The sequence below is a fragment of the Blautia sp. AF17-9LB genome (assembly GCF_003479185.1).
GTDB lineage: Bacteria > Bacillota > Clostridia > Lachnospirales > Lachnospiraceae > Fusicatenibacter > Fusicatenibacter saccharivorans.
The window spans coordinates 48,635-72,422 of the sequence record NZ_QUGU01000016.1; the positions used below are offsets into that span (position 1 = coordinate 48,635).

The 23,788-nt window shown below is 49.4% G+C and carries 19 protein-coding genes and 1 riboswitch; of the genes, 3 read left to right on the forward strand and 16 right to left on the reverse strand.

Going from position 1 to position 23,788, the window contains the following annotated elements:
- Window positions 1-73: 73 nt before the first annotated feature.
- From rfbD to DWX00_RS15555, 4 genes are all read right to left on the reverse strand, one after another.
- Entirely contained in the window at window positions 74-943 is an 870-nt protein-coding gene (gene rfbD / locus DWX00_RS15540; RefSeq protein ID WP_022461851.1) for a dTDP-4-dehydrorhamnose reductase, read from the reverse strand.
- 180 nt (window positions 944-1,123) lie between these two features.
- Window positions 1,124-2,014 (reverse strand): glucose-1-phosphate thymidylyltransferase RfbA, encoded by an 891-nt coding sequence (rfbA, locus tag DWX00_RS15545; RefSeq protein WP_022461852.1) that lies wholly within the window; start codon window positions 2,012-2,014, stop codon window positions 1,124-1,126.
- A 265-nt stretch (window positions 2,015-2,279) separates the two neighbouring features.
- Window positions 2,280-3,503, reverse strand: coding sequence for a chloride channel protein (locus DWX00_RS15550; RefSeq protein WP_118595671.1), 1,224 nt, complete (start codon window positions 3,501-3,503; stop codon window positions 2,280-2,282).
- A gap of 37 nt (window positions 3,504-3,540) precedes the next feature.
- Entirely contained in the window at window positions 3,541-3,774 is a 234-nt protein-coding gene (locus tag DWX00_RS15555; RefSeq protein ID WP_117801352.1) for a hypothetical protein, read from the reverse strand.
- A gap of 167 nt (window positions 3,775-3,941) precedes the next feature.
- Here DWX00_RS15555 and DWX00_RS15560 point away from each other — a divergent pair, with 167 nt between their 5' ends.
- Window positions 3,942-4,370: a hypothetical protein gene (locus DWX00_RS15560; protein ID WP_118595672.1), complete on the forward strand. Its 429-nt coding sequence runs from the start codon at window positions 3,942-3,944 to the stop codon at window positions 4,368-4,370.
- 131 nt (window positions 4,371-4,501) lie between these two features.
- Here the strand turns inward: DWX00_RS15560 and DWX00_RS15565 are convergent, their stop codons facing one another.
- On the reverse strand, window positions 4,502-5,146 hold the full coding sequence (locus DWX00_RS15565; RefSeq protein ID WP_055220785.1) for a DUF4317 family protein: 645 nt from the start codon (window positions 5,144-5,146) through the stop codon (window positions 4,502-4,504).
- 203 nt (window positions 5,147-5,349) lie between these two features.
- Between DWX00_RS15565 and DWX00_RS15570 the strand changes: the two genes are divergently transcribed.
- The gene (locus tag DWX00_RS15570; protein ID WP_117761429.1) at window positions 5,350-6,267 is read left to right on the forward strand and encodes a metallophosphoesterase family protein; all 918 of its coding nucleotides are present in this window, start codon (window positions 5,350-5,352) and stop codon (window positions 6,265-6,267) included.
- 69 nt (window positions 6,268-6,336) lie between these two features.
- Here the strand turns inward: DWX00_RS15570 and DWX00_RS15575 are convergent, their stop codons facing one another.
- The 10 genes from DWX00_RS15575 to DWX00_RS15620 all read right to left on the reverse strand — a co-directional run bounded on the left by DWX00_RS15575 (window position 6,337) and on the right by DWX00_RS15620 (window position 20,086).
- Window positions 6,337-8,355 (reverse strand): beta-galactosidase, encoded by a 2,019-nt coding sequence (locus DWX00_RS15575; RefSeq protein WP_055266955.1) that lies wholly within the window; start codon window positions 8,353-8,355, stop codon window positions 6,337-6,339.
- Complete coding sequence (locus DWX00_RS15580) at window positions 8,352-10,418, reverse strand: beta-galactosidase (RefSeq protein ID WP_022461859.1); 2,067 nt, start codon at window positions 10,416-10,418, stop codon at window positions 8,352-8,354. Before DWX00_RS15580 ends, DWX00_RS15575 begins: the two co-directional genes overlap by 4 nt.
- Window positions 10,419-10,422: 4 nt before the next feature.
- Window positions 10,423-12,144 (reverse strand): glycosyl hydrolase 53 family protein, encoded by a 1,722-nt coding sequence (locus DWX00_RS15585; protein WP_117761430.1) that lies wholly within the window; start codon window positions 12,142-12,144, stop codon window positions 10,423-10,425.
- A 21-nt stretch (window positions 12,145-12,165) separates the two neighbouring features.
- Entirely contained in the window at window positions 12,166-13,140 is a 975-nt protein-coding gene (locus DWX00_RS15590; protein ID WP_055227760.1) for a LacI family DNA-binding transcriptional regulator, read from the reverse strand.
- Window positions 13,141-13,341: 201 nt separating this feature from the next.
- Window positions 13,342-14,925, reverse strand: a complete 1,584-nt coding sequence (locus DWX00_RS15595; protein ID WP_118595673.1) for an ABC transporter substrate-binding protein — start codon at window positions 14,923-14,925, stop codon at window positions 13,342-13,344.
- A gap of 210 nt (window positions 14,926-15,135) precedes the next feature.
- Window positions 15,136-16,056, reverse strand: coding sequence for a carbohydrate ABC transporter permease (locus DWX00_RS15600; RefSeq protein WP_022461863.1), 921 nt, complete (start codon window positions 16,054-16,056; stop codon window positions 15,136-15,138).
- 12 nt (window positions 16,057-16,068) lie between these two features.
- The gene (locus DWX00_RS15605; RefSeq protein ID WP_117801346.1) at window positions 16,069-16,998 is read right to left on the reverse strand and encodes an ABC transporter permease; all 930 of its coding nucleotides are present in this window, start codon (window positions 16,996-16,998) and stop codon (window positions 16,069-16,071) included.
- A 389-nt stretch (window positions 16,999-17,387) separates the two neighbouring features.
- Entirely contained in the window at window positions 17,388-18,149 is a 762-nt protein-coding gene (dapB, locus tag DWX00_RS15610) for a 4-hydroxy-tetrahydrodipicolinate reductase (RefSeq protein WP_055220800.1), read from the reverse strand.
- A 35-nt stretch (window positions 18,150-18,184) separates the two neighbouring features.
- Window positions 18,185-19,075, reverse strand: a complete 891-nt coding sequence (dapA, locus tag DWX00_RS15615; protein WP_022461866.1) for a 4-hydroxy-tetrahydrodipicolinate synthase — start codon at window positions 19,073-19,075, stop codon at window positions 18,185-18,187.
- Window positions 19,076-19,226: 151 nt separating this feature from the next.
- Window positions 19,227-19,401, reverse strand: a riboswitch (Lysine riboswitch).
- 55 nt (window positions 19,402-19,456) lie between these two features.
- Window positions 19,457-20,086, reverse strand: a complete 630-nt coding sequence (locus DWX00_RS15620; RefSeq protein WP_055220802.1) for a single-stranded DNA-binding protein — start codon at window positions 20,084-20,086, stop codon at window positions 19,457-19,459.
- 405 nt (window positions 20,087-20,491) lie between these two features.
- Between DWX00_RS15620 and typA the strand changes: the two genes are divergently transcribed.
- Window positions 20,492-22,321, forward strand: coding sequence for a translational GTPase TypA (gene typA / locus DWX00_RS15625; protein WP_055266953.1), 1,830 nt, complete (start codon window positions 20,492-20,494; stop codon window positions 22,319-22,321).
- 87 nt (window positions 22,322-22,408) lie between these two features.
- On the opposite strand, the gene DWX00_RS15630 is transcribed toward typA, so the two are convergent.
- Entirely contained in the window at window positions 22,409-23,500 is a 1,092-nt protein-coding gene (locus tag DWX00_RS15630; RefSeq protein ID WP_117761431.1) for a polysaccharide deacetylase family protein, read from the reverse strand.
- Between the last annotated feature and the right edge of the window lie 288 nt (window positions 23,501-23,788).

A 23,788-nucleotide genomic window follows, 5' to 3' on the forward strand; every position in this document is an offset into this window, starting at 1 on the left:
TTTACCTGGGGCTCCGCCTATTGGAAATGTTTATAGCAATCTCAGAAACTTGCGTTATTTTCGGGGTTTGCTATCAGAATTCGATCTCGCGCAGATATCTGTGCAGCGCATCCTGCCAGGTCGGCAGTTTTTCGAATCCGTTCTCGGTCAGTTTCTCTTTGCTCATGCGGCTGTTGGACGGACGTTTTGCTTTTGCCGGGTACTGGTCAGAGCTTACCGGTGATACACTTACTTTTCCGTAAGCCGGATCGATCTCAGCGGCCTGTTTGAAAATCTCGCAGGCGAACTCATACCAGGAGCAGAGTCCCTCGTTTGTTGCATGGTAGCGGCCGTAGTTCTCTTTCTCTGCCATGTCAACAAGCAGGCGGGACAGGTCGTAGGTGTAGGTCGGGCTTCCTACCTGATCATCTACAACAGTCAGATGATCGTGTGTCTTTCCAAGGTTCAGCATGGTCTTGATGAAGTTCTTTCCGTTCACGCCGAATACCCATGCGATGCGGACGATGTAGAATTTTTTCACCCATTTCTCTACCGCGAGCTCTCCCTCGTATTTCGTCTGGCCGTATACGTTCAGCGGATGACGCTCATCATCCGGCTCCCACGGGCGGGTACCCTGGCCGTCGAATACGTAGTCGGTGGAGATGTAGATCATTTTGCAGTCAAGGTCATGGCAGACTTTTGCGATGTTCTCGGTTCCGACTGCATTGACCTGATGTACTTTTTCTTTTTTGTCATCATCCTCAGCAAGGTCTACAGCGGTCCATGCTGCACAGTGGATTACGACATCCGGATTTGCTTCGGTAATGACTTTTCTTACGCTTTCTGCATCGGTGATATCCATTTCTTCAATATCAACGCCGATTCCTTCATGACCGCGTTTTGCAAGTTCATTCATGACGTCATGGCCGAGCTGGCCTTTTACACCTGTTACAAATACTCTCATAATGGTTCTCCTTTTTTCTGATTTTGTTATCGTTATGTTTTGTCTGTCTCTTGTTTTTCAGTCTGATTTTCTGTTTGTACCATGAGTATAAAGGATGACGTTATGTCATGGTCAAGCACTTTTTTCAAAAACTGCCCCGGATTTTTCTTCCGGGGCAGTTTTCTTCAACGCTGTTCGCTTTTATTTGTCGATATATTTTCCGTTCATCACATCCATCAAGTACTGGCCGTACTGGTTTTTCTTCAGTGGCTCGATGTCGGTCAGAAGCTGGTCTTTGCCGATCCAGCCGTTCAGGTAACCGATCTCCTCGAGGCACGCAATCTTGCGGTGCTGATGCGTCTCGATGGTTTTTACGAAGTTGGTTGCCTCTACCAGACTCTCATGTGTACCGGTATCCAGCCAGGTGAAGCCCTGTCCGAGAAGCTCAACGTTCAGGCTGCCGTCTTCCAGATAGATCCGGTTCAGGTCGGTGATCTCAAGCTCTCCGCGCGGTGACGGTTTCAGGTTTTTTGCATACTCTACGACTTTGTTGTCATAAAAGTACAGACCTGTAACGCAATAGTTTGATTTCGGTTTCTCCGGTTTCTCTTCGATGGAGATGGCTTTTCCCTCGGAGTCAAATTCTACGATCCCGAAACGCTCCGGATCATCTACATAATAGCCGAATACGGTTGCGCCTTTTCCGGTCTCAGCGTTTTCTACTGCTGCTTTCAGGCGTTTGTTCAGACCGTGTCCGAAGAAGATGTTGTCGCCGAGCACCATGGCAACGGAATCATCCCCGATGAACTCCTCGCCGATGATGAAGGCCTGTGCCAGTCCGTCCGGGCTTGGCTGTACCTTGTAGGAAAGCTGTACACCGAACTGATGGCCGTCACCGAGCAGTGCCTCGAAACGCGGGGTGTCCTGCGGGGTGGAGATGATCAGGATGTCGCGGATGCCTGCATTCATAAGAACAGACAGCGGATAATAGATCATCGGCTTGTCATAGATCGGGAGAAGCTGTTTCGATGTTACCATAGTTAACGGATAAAGACGTGTGCCGGAACCTCCGGCAAGTACGATACCTTTCATAATTCGTTACTCCTTTTTCGTATATGATACCTCTAGTATAACCTCATTCCCGGAAACGCGTCAACCCGTATCGTAACGTAACCGTTACTGTTCACTCAGCAGTGAAACACTTGCTGTTTCGCTGCGTAAGAACATGTTTCAGGTGTGAGCAACCCTCCTTTTGCGAAGCAAAACTTTAAATGAAGGTTGCGAATGTTACAGTTCGCTGGGCACCAGTGAACTGTAACACGTAACGGTGTGTGATAACTTTGTGACGTTTCTGTTATCAGCAGCTGTATTTCGTCAGTTTCTGGCGGGAATAGATCGAGCTGTTGCGGTTGAATACGTAGGCCGCGGTGCAGACAATAAAGAAATATGGCAGATAATCGTAGCCAAAAATCTCGCCGCCAATGAAAATAGCCGCCAGTAAGGTGTTGGTTCCGCCGCCAAAAACCGCCGCATAGCCAAGCGCCGCGGAAAGCTCCACCGGAATACCGAACAGATTGCCAAGGACTGCTCCCAGGGTTGCTCCGATGGTAAACAGCGGTGTTACCTCGCCGCCCTGAAACCCGGCGGACAGCGTCAGAATTGTCAGGATAAATTTCAGCGCCCAGTCATATGCATATACCTTTTCCCCATGAAATACCGCTTCCACCAGATTCGTTCCAAAGCCGCAATACCGTCCGCGGTACAGAAGCAGGAACAGAATGCTAAGGATAACACCGATGGAGAAAACACGTACCAGCGGATTTTTGATTTTTTCGCCGAGATATTTTTTCGTGTGCTTTAAGCACCAGGCGAAGAGGCCGCCTGTGATTCCAAAAATAATACCAAGTGTAATCAGACGCACCAGCAGGAACGGTGTCAGGCTTTCGCTGATGTGGACAGCCAGATTTTCTTTGCGGATTCCAAGCAGGGAAGCTACAGCGCTCGCAGAGAAAGATGCGGTAAACGCCGGAAGCAGTGCCTCGTACCGCATTTCACCCGCAGCGAGCACCTCTACCGCAAAGATCACAGCTGCAATCGGCGTTCCGAACATGCCCGCAAAGCCGGCGGCCATACCGGTTACCAGAAAGATACCGGGCGCGTTTTTAAACGGTAATTTTTTGCCGGCAAAATAGGAAAACACAGCACCGATCTGAACGGCAACGCCCTCGCGGCCGGCACTTCCACCGAACAGATGCGTCAACGCCGTTGAGAGCATTGACAGCGGAATCATGCGAAGCGGAAGCTCTGTCTCCTCCTCATACGCTACATCAAAAATCAGACTCATGCCTCCTTTTCCCCTGCCACCGAATTTCTGATTGACTGCCACGATCACAAGACCTGCCATAGCGAGAAACGGCAGACACCAGAAAAGATGTGCCACGCGAACAGCCGTGACTTTCAAAAGCAGACGGCAGAACAGCGCCTCAATCAGACCGACTGCCGCACCGAGCGGAACGCCGGTCACACCGAGCAGCAGCAGGGCGCCGTAGGTGCGAAGGGATTTCTTCAGTTCTTCTTTCATTCTCTTTCTCTCCTTTTCGAATTCTGCTGTTATCATATCACGAAGCGGACAGATTGTGAACTATGGATACCTTTTCCTCCATACTCTTTGCCAGTGCATCGGCAAATTTTTCCTGCATCCGGATTACTTCTTTCATCTCCTGCTCCGTAAACTGCGCCGCAGCTTCCTCCTCGGACTGAAACAGCGGAAGAACCAGCTCTCTCGCATACTGTTTTCCCGTTTCAGTCAGACTGATGATTTTTTCCCGCCGGTTTGCCGGATTGACTTCCATTTCGATATATCCTGTTTTCGTTTTTAGTCCGTTTTCGTACTTTTTGTTTTAGTGTTTTTTTCTTCCTTTGTCAAGATTTCCAAAAGCCTCTTTTTTCCGTATATTTTCCGGCATTTTTCAAATACTAGCAACTGTCCAGACACTGTTAGGGAAAGGAGATTTTGAAGATGAGAAAAATCAGAAGAGTGTGTATGACGCTGGCATTGGCGGTATTACTGGCCGGGATGACGGCCTGTGGAAACAACACCACGAATGACACCGGAAATGGCAATACCAACACGGAGAGTGACATGGGACAGACGGATAACAGAAACGATGTCCATACGACAGAGATGCCGTCAAACGACAATGTAAATGATGTGACGGAGGGCACCGATGGGAATGCCAACGGTACGAACGGTACAAATACCGGGGATAGAAATACCCTTGGAGATGATGTCGGCGACGCCGCTGAAGATGTGACCCGTGGTGTCGGTGAGGGCGTTGAGGATGTCGGCCGCGCGGTGGACGATGTGGTAAGCGGCGGCGACAATGAGACGCAGAATCCGCAGGAAAACGGAGCAACTACACAGAATGGAGCGGGGATGGCACAGTAAATATGCACTTCTGCTGCTCCCGTATCTAAAAAACTTCCCTTGGCGAACGATATATGCAGGTTCGCCGGGAAGTTTTTTTACTGCCAGGCACATCAGCACCTGGTTTGATCCGTCACTTTTGATTTTTTCTTTTACAGACCGCATCTGAATTTTCTGCCCTTCGCGCCAAGAATGCTGGCCATCTGATCGCCCCACGCTGCACGCTCTGCATAAATATCAACCCGTTCCAGATCTCCGCTCCGGTCCACAAAAGCAGGGAACAGAAATCCACAGATAGGATTTCCCGGCTCGTATTCTCCAACCAGCGGGCAGACAGCGCAGATCAGATAGGGGAACATCTCCTCGGATTCCCCCAGGCGCTCTTTATCGGAAGCCTTTGCAGGAATATCATACCGGTCATAAAACATGTAAATGGCATAAGCCCCGTGAATCTGCAATCCTTCGATCAGGATATCATAGAACGTTTCCAACAGCGCATCGTTCTTCAGTCCGCATTCCCGCAGCGCCATCAGCATCTGCCAGATACTGCCCGGCCCCTGGGATGTTTCCGGAAAACGGTATTCCCGCAGCTTCTCATTCGATTCCGCAAACGGAATTTTCTTGGCAATCGCCAGATTCCTGGCCTTTTCCGAACCGGACAGTTTCAGAAAATGAATGTTGAAACTGCCGTCATACTCCCCATCCGAATCCGTATAGCAACCCGCCATCCGCACAAACGAAGTCCGCGCCGGCGTCATCCTCCTCGTCAGCTCCAGCATGTCTTCCCGATTAATCATACATTCCCTCCGACAGTAAAGATATTCGAAACTCTCTGCCTTTGATCTTATCATAACATGCTTTTTCTGTCAGCAGGTTTTTAAATTGCGTTCTTTCTCTCCATCTGATAAAATCGAAACAGTATCTCGCATTTTATAATTTTGATATAGAGAGATGTTGGGACAAAACACCTTTTGACTCAATATCACAGAAAGGACGACACATGAAATTAGCAGTAATCAGTGATCTTCACGGGAATTATTATGCGCTCGCAAAGGTGCTGGCATTTCTTCGCAGTCAGGAGATCGACGGTATCATCGGGCTGGGAGATTTTGTAACAGACGGGCCTTTTCCGCAACGGATGATGAGAGTGCTTCGCGAAATGCAGGAGGAGTTTCCCTGCTATCTGGTGCGGGGAAACAGGGAAGAATATCTGCTGGAAAATCTCCGGCATCCGCAGAACTGGAAGGCAGGTTCCTCGACAAGCGGACTTTTGGATTATACGTTTCGGAATCTTACCGGACAGGATCTGGAATTTTTCGAACAGCTGCCGACAGACGGAGTTCTGATCGGAAAAATGCATGAGTCAGGCCGGCTGATTCCTGTTTTTGTTCCGCAGGAAGAAATCATACCGGATACCTGCCGCGAATCTCTCTTCCCGGCACTTCGTCTCTGTCACGGCGCGCCCGGAGAACTCCGTGGGAATTTCGGTCTGCATCCGGAGCTTTTGCTGTCCCATCTGGAAAATCTCGATGCCGCAATCCTGCTCGGCGGGCACAGCCACAAGCAGGAGCAAAGAGAATATGCCGGAAAAACATACCTGAATCCCGGTTCCCTTGGGCTTGCGCTTGATGGAGTCGGCGGCCATGCCCATTTCGCGATTCTGACGCTGGAAAACAGCACATGGCAGATCGAATGTTTTCAGATTCCCTACGATCTCGAAGGCTACCTCGCCGAATTCGACCGCGCCGGGCTGGAAACGCATGGCAGTGTCCTTGCCCGTTCCTTAAAACGGACATTGACCTGCGGCGTGAATTATTTTTATCTCACCGTAAAACGAGTGCGTGAACTCGCCGATGCACTGGCACTGACCGATCTGGACGAAGAGGTCTGGAAAAAGGCGGAACAGGAACTGAAATAACCGTCCATTCAAAAGACGGCAGGCTGTGTACTCACACACAGCCTGCCGTCTGTTTCTATTCCCTAACTTCTATTTTTCTTTTCGAAACACAACCGTCTCAAATCTTCTGACCACTCCATCATACTCTCCCGTCATCGGCTGGTATGTTTCCGTATCCATCGGAAATGCAGCCGGTTCAGCTCCGTAGTTCTGTACAAACAGATACTTGTATTTCTCATCCTCCCTTGTTGCAACATCGAGCCCTTCCGGGATTTCGGCTGCCGCGCGTTCCAGGCCTTTTTCTTCTGCCAATTTCCGGCAGAAGTCATCGTAAAATGCCTGTTCAAAATCTGCGCAGACATAATACGCCTCGCCCTCTCCAAATACATTTTTCGTCAGTGCCGGATATCCCGCATAGAAATCGTCACGGTATGCCAGCAGCGTTTCGGCACCGTTCGTTTTTACCAGGTCGCAGAAATTTCGGATTTCATATGTCTTTCCTTCTCCCACACCCGCATTCACATCCTGATCATACAATGCGTCCAGCTCGGTGCTCCGCAGGCCGAATACATCCATCAGTCCGTGCGGGGTTCCGCCGAGGAAACAGAGGTCGTTTTCATCCACAACTCCCGACCAGTATGTCATCACAAAGGTGCCGCCGTCTGCCACGAAATTCCGGATTTTTTCCTCAATTCCGGCCCGAAACAGATACAGCATCGGTGCAAAGACAATCCGGTAGCCGGAAAGACTCTCCTCCATGTCAAGGAAATCCACATTCACACCCAGTTTCCGAAGACCGCCATATACTTTCTTCACGGTATTCATGTAATGCAGTCCCATATTCCGTGGTCCCTGCGCATCCTCCATGGCCCAGCGGCTTTCGCAGTCATGCAAAATTGCAGCCTGTGCCTTCGTCGTGCTTCCCGCAATCTGCGCCAGATCCAAAAGCGCCTCGCCCGTCTCTGTCACCTCACGGAACACGCGCGTATCCTTTCCGCCGTAGTGGTCAATGACCGCCCCGTGGAACTTCTCGCTCGCACCGCGGCTCTGGCGGATCTGGAAATACTGGACACTGTCGGAACCATGCGCCACTGCCTGCAGCGATGCCGCCTTTAAAAGCCCAGGCCGTTTCAGCTTGCTGACACTCTGCCAGTTCGTGCTTGTCGGGCAGGACTCCATCAGAAGGAACGGTTTTTTCATCAAACTCCGCATAAAATCGTGCTGCAGTGCCGCATCAAGCGCAGTCACCTCTTCTGCTTCCTTGTGCCAGGTCGGATAATTATCCCATGACACCACATCAATCAGATCCTTGAACTTATGATAATTCAGTCCCTGGAAATCATACATCATGTTGATTGTCACCGGAAGTTCGGAACCGCCCGCGCGGATCGCTGCTTTTTCCCAGGCAACAAAGTCTGCTGTCTGATCTGTCACAAACCGTTTCCAGTCAAGATTCAGTCCGTGAAGCCCCATCTCACCCTTTGGGGACGGACTCTCAATCTGCTCAAAATTCTGATACGAATGGCTCCAGAACGTTGTATTCCACGACATATTCAATGCATCAATCGTCTCATATTTTTTCTTCAGCCACCCCTGAAATGCCTTCTGGCAGAGCGGGCAATGGCATTCTCCACTCAGTTCATTCGAAATGTGCCACATTTTTACCGCCGGGTGCTTTCCAAACTTCTCGCTCAGCAGGCGATCAATTTTCCCCACCTTTTCCCGGTAAACCGGCGAAGTATAACAGTGATTATGGCGTCCGCCGAACAGATTTTTCGTGCGGTCCGCGTTTACGCGCAGTACCTCCGGGTATTTGTCTGCAAGCCACTTCGGGCGTGCTGCAGACGGTGTCGAGAGAATTACTGAAATCTCATTCTTATACAGCTGATCCATGATCTTTTCCAGCCATTCCAGGTGGTATACACCCTCCTCCGGCTCGAGCACAGACCAGGAAAAGACACCAAGCGTCACCTCGTTGATATGCGCCTCCTTCATATATTCGATATCCTGCTCCAGAATTTCCGGCATCGCAAGCCACTGCTCCGGGTTATAATCCCCTCCATAGATAAATCCACTCTGGTTCATGTTCGTTTTCCTTTCTCTGTTCATCGAAATATCGTCTCCACGTGCAGCTTCTCAATTTTGCAGGCACATCCATCCGCTGCATCCGGCTGCTTTTCCAGAAAAATCGGATCACCCGGATGCAGAGGATAGACAACGAGTTTCAGTTTCTCCGGAAACTCAAAATAGCCAAGGCTTAACAGGGCCTCCTGACCGGTATAGAAATAATCGTTGATTTTCTCTTCCCCATCAAACACTTCCATACGGTTTCCGTACCAGGTCAGAAAAGCAAACGCATCGTGATAATTTTTTTCGCCCGGATAAGCAAGCTTCAGTTCGTATACTGCTTTCTCTTTATCCTGCTCTTTGCAGACAAGCTCTGCCTCCGGCTCCTGTGCTTTGTAAATACGCTCATACAGCGTAAAGTTTCCTCTTTTTCCACACTCTTTGAAATCCACAATGCCTTTTTCCACTGCCGGATACACAGCGATCATGGTTTTTCCACTGCCTGTCACAACAAGCTCACCGTTTTCTTCCCAGACATAATTTTCGGAAAGAACGAGATAATCCTGATCCAGATGCACCTTCCATGCATTCAGCGCCTCCTGCCGGGAAATCAGGCAGAGTTCTGCGCGCGCATCGCCCTCCCACTGAATCTGCGGGTCGAGATCACCGTAAAATACGAACGCATCTCCCTTTTTCGTATGTAAAACGCAGAGCGGTGTGGCAAGTGCCGTGTGAAGAACCGCATCGTTTAGTTTCATATTGTACGGAAAAAATCCATACATTCCCTCTTTCAGGTCAAATGCCGGAAATCCCACGCTCGCCTTTCCATCCAGGAGTCCCTCCAGTTTCACCTGTGGATGATCATCCATCTTCCATCTTCTCTGGTAATTGTTAAAAAAGACGTATCCATGGTCCGCATCGTGACGGCACGCTGTCCGAACAGTGTGCATATCTCCCGGCAGAATCCTTATCGTTGGAATTTCAGACCGAAGTGAGGCCATATCCTCGCCAAAATCATTCAAAAACAGCGCCAGCAGCTTGATCTCCCGATAGCTGTCCGAGATTGTTCCGTACTGCCGGATCGGCGCGTTGAAATCGTAATTGATCTCCGGCAGGTCGTTCAGATATCCTGTCGCGCGGCTCTCCTGCAGGGTGGACAGTTTTCCCTTCGGATTGCTGCCGCCGTGGTACATATAGTAGCCGAGCAGCCCTGCTCCACTTCCCATTTTTACGGTAGACATCGCTCCGACATCGCATCCCTTCGCCACCGGTCTTCTGTGCATGGTAACCTGAAGCCCGCCTCCAAGTTCTGCCGTCAAAAACGGAAAATCCTCCTCGTTGTAACTGTTTGCATTTTCCACATGATGATCACACGCAATCAGTGCATCGTTCCTTGTGTGGCTGAACACAAAGTTTGCGTTCGGCTCAATCTCGCACGTTCTCTGATCCCATGGTGCTTCACAGTAGCCGCCCATGACCGGAAGCAGATCGCCGATGCAGGCTCCGCCCCAACCGGTCGCCGTGTACAGCGGCACATCAAAGCCAATTTCCTTTGCCATTGCTGTCAATGTGCGGATATGCGCCTCGCCCTCCGGTCCCTGCAGACCGCCGACGTGGCCGTACTCATTCTCGATCTGAATACCGATCACCGGACCGCCGTCCTTTTCCATGCATCCATCGACCTGCGCATAAACCTTTTTCCAGAACCGTCTGACATAGCCAAGATATTCCTCGTTGTTACAGCGGATCGCCATGCCCTCTTTCTCTCTCTCGATGATCCAGTCCGGGAATCCGCCGTTCCGCACTTCCCCGTGCACAAACGGTCCGATACGCAAGAATACCGACAGTCCGACTTTCCGGCACAGTCTTACAAACGTTCCGATATCCCGGCATCCTTCAAAATCAAACACATTTTCCTCTTCCTCGTGGTGAATCCAGATCACATAGGCCGAGACGACAGAAACTCCGCCCGCCTTTATTTTGCGCAGTGATTCCTCCCACCACTCTTTGCGGTACCGACTGTAATGCATTTCGCCCATCACCGGAAACCACGGTTTTCCATTTTTAATCAGATAATCCCTGCAATAGCTGTACTCTGCTCTCATCGTCTTATTGTCCCTCTCTTTTTACTGTCTGCAGACAGAAATTCCGCATCATGCCGTACATCGGCGGCGATGAAATTCGGATTCCGGCAGTGACTTCCTGCGGTTTTCTGATTTCGCATGTCACTTTGTAGCCGGTCCATGCATGTTCTGTCGGATGAATCACAGTCTCTTCTTTTCCCTCTTCCGTATTGAGGAACAGCCGCACATCCACATTTGTTGTATCGGTTCCCTGAAAGGCAACAGATAATGTATACGTTCCTGCCTCCTGTACCTTTACCGTCTGGCAGATCGAAAACGTAAAGTTTTTCGGTGCTTCTACGCGTACCGCATTCACCGGCGGAGCTGGGAACGGATCGACAAACTCCGGAAACAGCTGTACTGCAACGGCATCCTCGGATTTTTCTACGTTCCAGCGCGCCAGGCCGTCTTCCCAGCCGACATCGAGCAACAGATTCTCCGCCTCCGGCAGCTCTTCCACCACGCAGATCTTCGCATGTGCAGCAAACGGAACACCTTCCACATTTCCTGTCACATCATATTCGCCTGTCACGCGTGTGTCCGGCACTTCGTTCCAGTTTACCCGCCGCTGCTCCACCATTCCGTCATACAGCAAAACCGGGAGCATCTCCGGCAGACCGCATGCTTCGTCTTTTACTACGGTCATTGGCTCCGGCTCGTAAATCTTGGCCGGTTTTTCCGGACAGGCATCATTCCGTGTAAACAGGAAAGAACGAATGCCCTCCATGATGGTTCCCTTCTCCTCCAGCAGACCCATATTTTCCGACCAGCCGCCCTCACCGTCTTTCGGAACACAGATCGGTTCCCAGTAATAGATACCCTGCCCCATTTCATCCGGCAGCGAAGCAACGATATTGGCAACCAGATCCAGCACCTGCTTCTGTCCGGCAGGCGTCGCCGGAAATCCTGCGATTTTTTCCTGCTGTTCATCGATAAACCCATGCGCACTCTTTCTCCATGCATGCGCCGTCTCAACGACCATAATCGGCTTTTTGCAATCCTGGATCAGCTTCGTCATTGTCTCTTTCAGATCCGTGAAAGTGCCGTGCCAGAATGGATAATAGGAAAGTCCGATCAGGTCAAAATCCTCGAGTCCTGCCTCAAAGGAACAGTCAAACCACTCTTTCAGATAGAAATACCGTCCGCCCTGGTCGAGATGGATCATAACCTGCATCTCATCTTTTCCGGCTGCAGCCCGCGCACCGCGGATTCCGGCATTTACAAGCTGTACCATTTTTGTATAATCCGGCAGCTCTCCGTCCGGAAACAGAAGGCCGCTTCGGATCTCATTTCCGATCTGAACAATATCCGGCAGAACGTCCTCCTCTTTTAATGCCGTCAGCGTATCTCTTGTATAAGAAAAAACAGCCTCTTTTAATTCTTTAAAGCTTAAGTTTTCCCAATCTTTCGGCTTTCTCTGCTGACCGGGATCCGCCCAGAAATCAGAATAATGGAAATCCAGCATAAAGCTCATGCCATGTGCCCGGATCCGTTTTGCCATCGCCAGTGTATGCGCATAGCTGCAGTATCCGCCGGACTCCCTGACATGCTCCGGCGCATTCCAAATACGGAGCCGTACGGAATTTACCCCGTATTTCTGAACGAGATCCAGCGGATCCATAACAGTTCCGTCAAAGTCCTTCACCTGTACTCCGGCATCTTCCAGCTCCGGTATAAAAGATAGATCCATTCCCTTCTGAAATTCCATTGTTCTGCCCTCCCTGCTACGTTAGTTTGTCGATTTTCGGAATAAAATGTCGTAATCCAGCATCGTCTTCTTCTCATAATTTTCCCCTCGGAGCCGCTGGATCAGCTGACGCACGGCTGTGCCTCCCATCTGGGATGCTGCCACACTGACTGCTGTAACTGCAGGGGAATAGCAGTCCAGATTGGTGCTGTTGTAGAGCGAAGCAATCGCGACGTCCTTGGGAATTCGATAGCCTTCCGCCTGGAGCCGGGACATCACCATCGTACAAATCTCGTCGTCGCCACAGATGATGCATTCCACTTTTTTGGATATAATATTTTCAATGATCGCATCCAGAAACTCCATACGGATCGAACCATTGTAGAAAAGCTGATCCTTCTCGGAAATTCCATTTTTAATCAGCGCCCGGCAGAAACCTTCGTGACGCTTGCGGTCTACGTTATAGCTCATATCCTTGACAAGAAACGCAAATCTGCGGAATCCCTTTCCGATCAGCAGCGTTGTCATTTTCTCTGCCGCACCCTCATTGTCGGTATCCACCTGGATAATGTTGTCATACCGGCATGTTCCCGTCAGTGCTGTCGGGAAATTTGCCTGACTTAAATACTGCAGCGCACGGTCATCCTCAAGCGCACGTGTCAGGAGCATACCATCCACCCGGTTCGACTCCACCAGCGACTGCAGCTCTGAAATATCATGCGCGTTGCTCGTCGTAATCAGCACATTGTACCCGAGCATCGATGCCGATTCGCAGACGCCGAGCAGACAGTTCTGGAAATAAACACCGCTTCCATAATAAACGTCTGAAGGCAGTACCACGCCGATGTTGTGCGTCACCGTTCGGGTCCGCGCCATCTCCTCCCGCTCTTCTCCCCGTTTTGCCACCTCGAGAATCCGGTTTCTGGTCTTCTCTCCGATTCTGCCCTTACCGGACAGTGCACGGGAAACGGTACTTTTTGATACCCCTATCTCTTTTGCAATTTCCTCCAGTGTCATAAAAATACCCTGTCACTTTCTGTTAAATTTGAAAAATTCCTATATTTTTATATTTAATACGAATGCTGTTAGAAATCAAGTCATCCCTCAAAGCTTTTTGAACCATCACTTGATCTCTAAAAGAAGGAACGGCCGCGCCGGAGCTTCTGGCAGACCAGCGCGTCCATTCCCTGTTTTATTTTACTGTTTTATTTTACTGTTTTATTTTCCTTCTTTCTCCGCTACATACTCTGCTGCCTGACGGTTCATCTCATCCAGAATATCCTGGATTCCGGCGCTGTCCATAGCTGCGTTCATGGCATCGATGGAAGCGTCCACATCGTCAACGAGACCGTTGATCAGCGGGTTATAATAATTGTCGATGGCTGCCTCTACTGCTGCAAACTGTGTACTTACATTGCTGGAATCAAAGTTAAATCCGTCGTAAACATGATCTTCTTTGATGTTGTTGTTGAAGGCATCTTTGATGCTTTCATACTTGTCGTCCAGAGCCGTTCTGTTCTCAAGATATTCCTCTCTCTGGATGGTGCAGTTGTTCCATCCCCAGTTGCAGTTACTTGCTACACCATAGCCGCTCTCATCAATAACTTTGTACTGATCATCACCGACTGCTTCCCAGTGCTTTCCTTCGATACCGAGCATAGCCAGATCGTAAACATCCGGGTTGGTGTAGAATTCATTTAATACCATCATGGCTCTCTCTTTGTTTTTACTGTTTGCGTTGATGGCAACACCGTTGTTGATGTAAGAGTTTACTTTTTTCGACAGGTTTTTGTTCGGGTCTACCATCGTTACATTCCAATCCGGATGTTCCTCATTTGCCTGTTTTCCGTAGGTAAGACAGGTTCCGAGATTCCAGCTCATGCTTGCTGTTCTTCCGGTCAGAAGTCCGGTCTGTCTCTCATCGCTGCTGTTTAATACGTCGCTGGACCATGCTCCGGCGTCTACCAGGTCTTTCATCTCCTGGCAGTACTCACGGAACGCATCCCATTCACCGATGTACTGGAATTCAAGATCTTTCGGATCCTGGGTATGATACAGAATCAGCTCGCCGCCCTTCGGTGCTCCGCCCGTTGTGGAGTAGCCCTGGGACTGGAAGAATGGATACCACGGTCCGCCCTGACTTGCATAGATACCGTCTGCTGCACATGCTTTGTAGAACTTCATCAGGTCATCCCAGGATGTAATATCATCCATACCGTATTTTTCCATCAGGTCACCGCGCACTGCCAGAACTTCCTGACCAAACTCGTTGGCATAGCTCGGAACCATGTAGATTTGTCCGTCAATCTTTGCCTGCTCCCATGCCATTTCCGGAACAACCTCCCAGATATCCGGTGCATACGTTTTGATAAAGTCCTCAGAAAGCGGTGCAAATCCGCCGAGGGAAACGGTCTGCTCGTAATGGCACCAGCTCGATGCGGTAAAGATCAGGTCAAAATCTTCCTGTGAGGAGAACAGCAGGGAATATTTCGTGTCATGCTCGCCCCAGGAAAGGAATTCTACGTTCAGAGAGCAGTTCAGCTTCTCTTCCAGAATCTCATTGATTTTGGCGTAAACCTCATCAAAATCCGGGGTACGGTCGCCGATCAGATACATCGTCAGATCGACATGCTCCGAAGTGTCTGCACTCAGGTTGTCTCCCGATGTGCCGGAAGCTGCGGAGCTGCTTTTGCTGTCGCCCGTGCTTCCCTTTCCGTTGCCGGAACCGCATCCTGCCAGCATGCCGGCTGCCATTGCGGATGCAAGTAATACAGATACCAGTTTTTTTGTGCTCTTTTTCATAAAGAACCTCCTTCATAAATATAATGTGTAATTCAAGCGGATATTCGCAATCCGCTTTGCTACTTGCTCATAACCGAATAACTGCTCCGCAGTTTATCAGAAGGAGCTTGCACTCCTCCTGATACAAGCAAGTCCCCACCCGCCTGCTTATTGCTTTTCGCAATGGAAACAGGGGACTTACTTGATTCAGTTAAATTAACATGATTTGTATCAGCCTTTGACTGCTCCGATTGTGATACCCTGTACAAAGTATTTCTGTACCAGCGGATATGCCAGAACGATCGGGCCGGTTACTACAATGGTAAGTGCCATTTTCAGGGACTGGGTCGGCAATGAGATTGCGCTGACGGCAGAGCCTGCGGCGTTGTTTGCAAGAAGCTTTTTATATGCCTCAATATCATTAACCTGCTGATACAGGAAATACTGCAGCGGATACTTGTTCGTGTCTTTGATATACAGCATCGCATTGTACCAGTCATTCCAATAAGCCAGTGCAATGAAGAGGCCCACGGTAGCAAGTGCCGGTTTGATCAGCGGCATTACAATCCGGAACAGAATACGGAACTCGCCGCAGCCATCAATCTTGGCCGCTTCAATCAGAGAATCCGGAAGTCCCACGATGTAACTCTTCATGATCAGAAGGTTGTATACGCTGAACAGCAGCGGAAGGAGCAGTGCAAGGTAGCTGTCCCGCAGATTCAGGGTCTGTGTCATCAGTACGTAGTACGGAACAAGACCGCCGGAAAACAAAGTGGTAAAGTAGAAGAAAAACGAAAACTGATTTCTCCACTCAAACTCCTTACGTGACAGTACATAAGCTGTCATAGTCTGCAGCAGCAGACCAAGTACCGTTCCGACGATGGTCAGACCGATGGTCGTGCCGTATGCGCGGAAGACAACCATAGGATCTTTAAATACGGTTTTGTATGCCTCCAGGCTGAAATCCTGCGGCAGAAGGCTGAAACCGTTCTGGATAATGGCCGATTCCGAAGAAAACGAGCCGGATACGATCATGATGAAAGGAACGAGGCAGACCAGCGCGATGATTCCGCAGAATCCGTACGCGATGATATCAAGTGCAACCGCATCTTTTCCTCTTTTGATTTTACTTGTATGACTGGAAGATCCCACTTTTCATCCCTCCTAGAATAAGGTGTAGTCTTTATCATAAAGACCAACCAGTTTGTTTACGATTACGACAGTGATAAAGCACAGTACCGACTGATACAGACCAACAGCTGCGGACATTCCGAAGTCGTTGCTGCTGATTAAGGCACGGAACGTCAGGGTATCAATTACATCGGTGTAGTTGTACAGAAGACCGTTACTTCCAACCAGGTTGTAGAACATATCAAAGTTTCCTTTGAAGATGCCTCCGACGGATAGCAGAAGCAGGATGATTGTGGTCGGCATGATCATCGGGATTGTTACTTTGAAAATTCGCTGGAACACGTTTGCTCCGTCGATGCGGGCTGCTTCATAAATCGAAGTGTCAATTCCCATAATCGCTGCCAGGTACATAACAGAACCGTATCCGATTCCCTTCCATACATTAAAGAAGACAAGGATAAACGGCCATGCCTTTGGTGTCGTGTAAAACTTGATTGGTGTTCCACCGAAGGTTTCAATCAGTCGGTTTAGAAAACCGTAGTCGGAACTGAAAATATTGAATGCCATAACTCCTACGATAACCCAGGAAATGAAATACGGCAGAAACATCAGCGACTGTGTGATCTTACGGTAATGTTTGTTGCGGATCTCGGTCAGAAGCACGGCAACGGCAATCTGCATCGTCGTGTTGATCACAATAAATGCCAGATTATACAGCACGGTATTTCTGGTAACGAGTCCGGCCTGTCCTGATTTAAAGAAGAACTTGAAGTTATCAAATCCGTTCCACGGGCTTCCCCAGATACCTCCTGCGTAGGAGTATTTTTTGAATGCCATTACAATTCCTGTCATCGGGTAGTAGGAAAAAATCAGGGTATAAATTACTGCCGGTGCAAGCATCAGAAGAAATACCCGGTACTTGTAGAGCTTTTTGCAAAACCCTTTCCAACCATTCTTTTTCATCTTCTCATTCCCTTTCTTGTTTGCGCAACTTTTTGTTGCTCAACTCTTTATTTTTCTTTGTGCCATTATCATATCATTTCGGCATATTGTTTACAATTCGCAGTTTTTATAAGATATTTCTTGTCGAAATATACTGTTTTACTATTTTTTGTGCAAAACGCGCAACTTTAGCGTTTTACCTTGTTGCGCATTGATTTTTCCATTACCGTTTGCGATTTTCACGTTCTCTTTTGATATTCCGTATTTTTTCTTGTGTATTCTGCCAAATATTCTGCAAAATAACTTCCTCAATTCCGAAAATCCCGTTGTAAGAAAAGAAAAAGTGCGCAACGTTTCGCATTTTCGTTGCGCACTTTCTGGTTTCTATTCACTTTTTCCCTGTTTCTGCCTTATTTCGCAGCAATGACATCCTGCATGTCATACATGCCAGCCGGTTTTCCAGCCAGGAATTTTGCAGCCTCTACAGCTCCTTTTCCGAAAACTCCTTTGGAATATGCCCTGTGGGACAGAGTAACAACTTCATCCGGTCCCGCGAAGATGACGTCGTGATCTCCGACGATGGTGCCGCCGCGTACGGCAGAGATTCCGATTTCCTTCGGATCACGCTGCTCGTGACGCTGGCTTCTGTCATAAACATAGTGGTACTGGTTGTCCATTGCCTCATTCAGGCTGTCAGCCAGGGCGATGGCGGTTCCGCTCGGAGCATCGCATTTCAGTTTGTGGTGTTTCTCCACGATCTCCATATCAAAGCCTGCCTCTGCGAGCACTTTTGCGGCTGCCTGTACCAGTTTCATCAGAGTATTTACGCCAAGAGACATGTTAGCGGAGCGGAGAACCGGAATTTCTTTGCTGGTCTCCTGCACTTTTTTCAACTGATCCTCGGTAAGACCCGTAGTGCACAAAACGAGCGGCAGTTTTTTCTCTTTGCACGCATCCATCAGTGCGTCCGCTGCCTTGTAGGAAGAAAAGTCAACGACTACGTCTGCCGGAACATCGCATTCTGCCAGGCTTTTGAATACCGGATAATCGTTCTGGCCGTTGTCGTTCATATCGATTCCGGCTATGATTTCTGCATTTGCATCTTCTTTTACCAGGCCGGTGATGACCTGTCCCATATGGCCGTTGCAGCCATGCATAATAATTTTAACCATTGTCTTTTTCCTTCTTTACTTCGTGTATTCTTAACTTAAGCCAGTTTGATTCCAAAATCTTTCATAGCCTTTGCCAGGCGCTCCTGGTTCTGCGGCTCCATCTCGGTCAGCGGCAGACGAAGCGGGCCAACCTCTTTGCCCATCAGGTTCAGCGCTGCTTTTACCGGAATCGGGTTTACTTCGCAGAACAGCGCATCGATGAGCGGCAGTGCTCTCAGCTGGATTTCTCTGGATCCGGCCACATCGCCGTCGAGGAATTTCTGTACCATGTCGTGGGTCTCACGCGGTGCTACGTTGGAAAGAACGGAGATTACACCGCTTCCGCCAAGGGAAAGGATCGGCACAACCTGATCGTCGTTTCCGGAGTACAGATCGATCTTTCCATCGGTCAGCTGCATAATTTTTGCGACCTGGGAAATGTTTCCGGAAGCCTCTTTGACTGCAACGATATTCTCAACGTTGTTGAACAGATAGACGATCGTTTCCGGTGCAATGTTTACGCCGGTTCTGCCCTGAATGTTGTAAAGGATGACCGGCACTTTGACGCTGTCTGCGATTGCGGTAAAGTGTGCAATCAGGCCCTTCTGTGTTGCTTTATTGTAATACGGAGAAACGAGAAGAAGTCCGTCCACGCCGTATTTTTCTGCTTCCTGAGACAGATAAATTGCTGTCTCCGTGCTGTTGGAGCCGGTTCCTGCAATTACCGGGATTCTGTGATTTACTTTTTCCACGGTATATTTGATGGCATCCAGATGCTCCTCATGGGACAGGGTCGAAGCCTCACCGGTGGTTCCGCAGATAACGATGGCGTCGGTTCCGCCGGCGATCTGCTCCTCAATCAGTTCTCCGAGTTTTTCGTAATTCACTTCCTGTGTTTCGGTCATCGGTGTGATAATTGCAACAGCTGCACCTTTAAAAATAGACATTCTCTTTTCCTCCTGTATGTTGTGTCAGATAAAACCATAAGAAATCAGTCGCCGGAGCTTATCTCCCACGGAAAATTTCACTTTCCGTTTAAAAAAGAGGCGCCTCATCCCAGATAAGATCGCCTCCAAATTCACACATACGCAGTATCTATGATCAGATAGCTCTCCATCTCTCGATGACAGTCGCAGATTTTTTCAACCTGCGCCCAGGAGCATACCGGTTCAGCGCCGGATGTCCTTCGGCATTCTTCCCTTTTCCTCTTCTTCTTTTGCTGCTGAGGCATCCGAAAAGGTACTCTTGAAGTAATGCGACCTCTATCCACTTCAGTTCTGCTTTTACTATAGCATCATTAAATTTTCTTGTCAACAGCGGATCGCGCTTTAACTCTCACTATATTCCAGCTTGCTCACCGAAACCTCATACGCGGTCCGCTTTTCCATTTCCGTCTCGCTCAGCCGCTTCATATATTCCCGGCTCTGGATCCGTCCCCAGATGAGAACGTGGCCGCCCACGGCAAACGCAGAGGCATACCGCGCATTCCGTCCCCAGCAGATGCACGGGATATAATCTGATTTTCCATACGGACGGTTGACCGCGATCAGAAGGTCGGCGATCTCTCTTCCCAGAGGTGTTTTCCGGTAGACCGGCGGTTTACATATGTATCCATCGAGGTAAATCTGGTTGGATTTGACGGAATCGTCCTCTTCCTCCACGAAGCTTAATTCCCGCGCAAATACGGAGAGTACCAGACGGTTCTTCTTCTCCTCGTGGCGGTTGTAGGACCGAAACTGACCGCTGATGCAGATCCACTCACCCTGGTAATCCTGTGATACGTCCACCAGCCGCTCGGAGACCATCACCGGAATGATGTCCTGCGATTCACTCAACCGCTTGACCATCACATCGACGAGGTAAAAGCCCTCTCCGAATACCTGATGGCTGAATGTAAACGGGGAGACAATCTCTCCCATGATAACCACCTGATTGTTTTCAATCATCTTGTCTGCCATAATGAAAATCCCCTTCCTTTGTCTTTTCTTTCTGAATATTGATTTCTGATCGGTACTTTGCTGATCTATAATCCTAATGTATGAACCACATTTCTTTTTCAGAACCACTTTTTTCCAGATTTTTTTATTTCTATTCAAATCAGCATTCTGCCCAATTTTTTGTATATGTTTCTGTAAAAACCGCACCACATGCTTCGTATTTTCTACCATTGCAATACAAAAAATGTCACATCTTCCCTGTTTTTTTTCTCTGTTCTGTGCTATAATAGTTCAGATAGGCAGGCATCCAGCAGAGACAAAACGGCAAGGCACCTGCCTTTGTGCTGTGATAAACATTCCCGGCCGGCTTGAAATTTTGAAAAATTGAACCCGGCAGGGTCAACCCATAGGAAGAGGAATGAAGAAATGAAAACAACGAGAGAAGATGTAAGAAACGTTGCCATCATCGCCCATGTCGATCATGGTAAAACTACACTGGTAGACGAGCTTCTGAAACAGAGTGGCGTTTTCCGTGCCAATCAGGAGGTTCAGGAACGTGTCATGGACTCGAACGATATCGAGCGTGAGCGTGGAATCACCATTCTTTCCAAAAATACAGCAGTTTACTACAAAGGAACGAAAATCAACATCATCGACACCCCAGGCCATGCGGACTTCGGCGGCGAGGTTGAGCGAGTTCTGAAAATGGTAGACGGCGTTATTCTGGTTGTAGACGCATTCGAGGGCGCTATGCCGCAGACCAAATTCGTGCTGAAAAAAGCACTTGAGCTGAATCTTTCCGTTATCGTCTGCATCAACAAAATCGACCGCCCGGAGGCACGCCCGGACGAAGTCATCGACGAAGTGCTTGAGCTTCTGATGGATCTCGACGCATCCGACGAGCAGCTTGACTGTCCGTTCCTGTACGCATCCGCAAAGCTGGGTCATGCCGTACTCGATCTGAACGACACCCCGAAGGATATGACACCTCTGTTCGAGACCATTCTGAAATACATCCCGGCTCCGACCGGCGATCCGGAAGCTGGCACACAGCTTCTGATCAGTACCATCGACTACAACGAATACGTTGGACGTATCGGTGTCGGCAAAGTTGAAAACGGAACGATCCGCGTGAACCAGGACGTTATGCTGGTCAACCACCACGATCTGACCAAGAAGAAAAAAGTAAAGGTCAGCAAACTGTATGAATTTGACGGACTGAAAAAAGTAGAGGTTACTGAGGCAGGCATCGGTTCTATCGTTGCTGTTTCCGGTATCCCGGATATCCACATCGGAGATACTCTCTGCGGCGATCTGGACAACCCGGTTTCCATCCCGTTCCAGAAAATCTCCGAGCCGACTATTTCCATGAACTTCATCGTAAACGACAGCCCGCTGGCCGGTAAAGAAGGTAAATACGTAACTTCCCGCCACCTGCGTGACCGTCTGATGCGTGAGCTGAACACTGACGTTTCTCTCCGCGTCGAGGAGACTGATTCCGCAGACTGCTTCAAGGTTTCCGGCCGTGGTGAGCTGCATCTGTCCGTCCTGATCGAAAACATGCGCCGTGAGGGATATGAGTTCGCAGTAAGTAAGGCAGAGGTTATCTACAAAGAGGACGAGCGCGGACGCAAACTCGAGCCAATGGAAATCGCATACGTTGACGTTCCGGACGAGTTCTCCGGTACTGTCATCCAGCTCCTCAGCGAGCGTAAAGGCGAGCTTCACGGCATGAGCCGCGCAAGCGATGGTTCCACCCGTCTGGAGTTCGAAATCCCGGCACGAGGCCTGATTGGTTTCCGTGGAATCTTCATGACCTCCACCAAAGGAACTGGTATCCTGAACACCGAGTTTGAAGATTACGCACCGTACAAGGGCGACATTGAATACCGCAAACAGGGTTCCCTGATTGCTTTCGAGGCAGGCGAGTCCGTTACCTACGGTCTGTACTCCGCACAGGAGCGCGGTACTCTGTTCATCGGACCTGGCGAGAAGGTTTACGCCGGTATGGTTATCGGACAGAACGGTAAGGCCGAGGATATCGAGCTGAACGTCTGCAAGACGAAGCACCTGACCAACACCCGTACTTCTTCTTCCGACGAGGCACTGCGTCTGACTCCGCCGAGAATCCTTTCCCTGGAGCAGGCTCTGGACTTCATCGACAAGGACGAGCTTCTTGAGGTTACTCCGGTTTCCTTACGTATCCGTAAGAAAGAGCTGGATTCCAGACTTCGTAAGAGAGCGGCAATGAAATAAATTTTCATAAAATGACATAAGAACCGCCGGTTCACTCTTGATTTGAGAGTAAACCGGCGGTTCTTTGTCGTTTTTCTATTCTGTTTTCTATTCGTTTGTCGTTCCGCCATGGAAGCCGTAATACGTCTCTCCCGCTGCAAGATCCACGCCGTTTGCCGCTGCAAGAGTATGAATCGTGACAAGCTCATACCCGCGGTTGATCAGCTCCGGCACGATCGTTGCACACGATTCTACGGTCGTCTCGTGGATATCATGCATCAGGATAATGTCTCCCGGGCTTACACTGTCGAGAACGGCGCTGATGTTTGCCTGTACATTTTTTGTCTGCCAGTCCAGGGTATCGACATCCCACATGATGCTCGGGCGGCCGATAGATGCGAGCAGTTCATCGGTGCTGTTTCCATACGGGAAACGGATGACAGTTGCACCCTGTCCGTTGTTGTACTGGGCGATCAGATCATCCGTCATCTGGAACTGGGCAAGGCCGTCGTCGGTGCTCAGTTCTTTCATATTCGGATGCGCATAGGAGTGGTTTCCAAGCTCACAGCCGATCGCCGCCATGCGCGGGATCACATCTGCACCGTATTTTTCCACATTGCTGCCGAGCATAAAGAACGTCGCCTGTGCCCCGTACTGCTCCAGCGTATCGAGAAGCGTGCTGGTATAGACGCCTGGGCCGTCATCAAAGGTCAGGGCTACCATCATCGAGCCGTTGCGGTCTGGCTGGTAAACACCCTGGTCATCAAAGTAACAGCCTTTTCCGCCGATCGCTTTCCAGCCGGTCGCCATGTAACCATTGGAATCAAAATGGTACTGGTTTCCGTCGATATCTGCCCAGCCGTTGACGTAGTACGTTGTGGCATCCGTTGCGTACCACCAGCCCGACGAGCTGTACTGCCATCCCGGCGTCTCATTCGGCGGCGTGGTCTCCGCAAGCTTCTTAATTCCCGCATTTCCCGATCCGTCCTCCGCCTCCGGCGCCGTCTCGCTCACCGTCTTTGCGGCTGTGTCATTACTCAGTACAATTCCTTTTTTCGCAAGCTGCGCTCCCGCAAATTTCCAGATAAGCGCAAGAAAAAGAAGGCCGATTACCACACACAGGGAAATCCGTGATACTTTCTGCATCATCTGTCTGCGGCGCATCTGCTTTCTTCTCTGTTTCAATGATTTTCTTTCCATATGATCTGTTTATACTCCATCGTCCCGCCCCTTTGCGGAACTTTCTTCCATCGTAACACAAACGTTTTTCGACATTTTTCTACTTACTATCATAACGTGATCTGACCTAAGATGCAAGGCACAAATTCTTACATTTTTCCACTTCTGGTAAATTAATGTTTATCGTTTCTTAACATCTTGTCACAAAAAAAGAGTGACTCTGCACCCATGGTAAAAGCGGATACAAAATCACTCTTTGTCACTCTCTTTTAAAAAACCTGGTTTCTTTCTGGTGCTTTGCCACCAAAT